This window comes from Defluviimonas sp. D31, assembly GCF_033436765.1.
Taxonomy (GTDB): domain Bacteria; phylum Pseudomonadota; class Alphaproteobacteria; order Rhodobacterales; family Rhodobacteraceae; genus Albidovulum.
This window is the reverse complement of sequence record NZ_JAWQFN010000070.1, coordinates 1-688: the sequence shown is the minus strand read 5'-3', so window position 1 is coordinate 688 and position 688 is coordinate 1. Positions and strand designations below refer to the sequence as shown.

1 protein-coding gene is annotated in these 688 nt (G+C 60.3%); it reads left to right on the top strand.

Annotated elements, in window-relative coordinates; genetic code table 11:
* Positions 1-141: 141 nt before the first annotated feature.
* Positions 142-688, top strand: a 547-nt coding sequence (locus R5H32_RS20925) for a tyrosine-type recombinase/integrase (RefSeq protein WP_318340568.1), incomplete at its 3' end; no start/stop codon positions are given.

Genomic DNA, 688 nt, shown 5'->3' with positions numbered 1-688 from the left:
GGGCTCGAAGCTGACCTGCGGCGGCGCAGCATTGGGGGTCTACGGCACGGATCTGAGACCCGCCATTGACCGTTGGCCCTACAATCGGTGGTCAACGCGGCGTTGATGTGTGGGCCGGGAGGGATGGATGGAGGCTCAGATATGCCCAGAATCCAACTTCCCGCCGTGAAGCCAAAACGCAAGACCTGGAACAAGGGCCGCCTTATCGGCCAGAAACGCCCGCTACTGCCAAAGCAGGTGTGGGCCATACGGGCGCGGCTCGAACTCGGCGGCAACCTCCGCGACCTGGCACTCTTCTATCTCGCCATCGATAGCAAACTACGCGGGTGCGACCTCGTACAGCTGAGGGTCAGCGATCTTGTCGTTGGCGACGGCGTTCGCGAACGTGTCACGATCATTCAGAGCAAGACCAATCGGCCCGTCCAGTTCGAAGTTTCTGAAAACACACGAGAAACGATAGCTGCCTGGCTCGACCAACCCGAAATGTGGGGATGTCGGCACCTGTTCCCCAGTCGCTTCCACGCGTCACCGCACATCTCAACGCGGCAGTACGCCAAGTTGGTCCGCGATTGGGTGGCGGAAATTGGACTCGAACCGAGCGGATACGGAACGCATTCGCTCCGGCGGACGAAGGCGTCTGAGATTTACCGGAAGACCGGCAATCTCCGTGCGGTCCAACTTTTGCTTG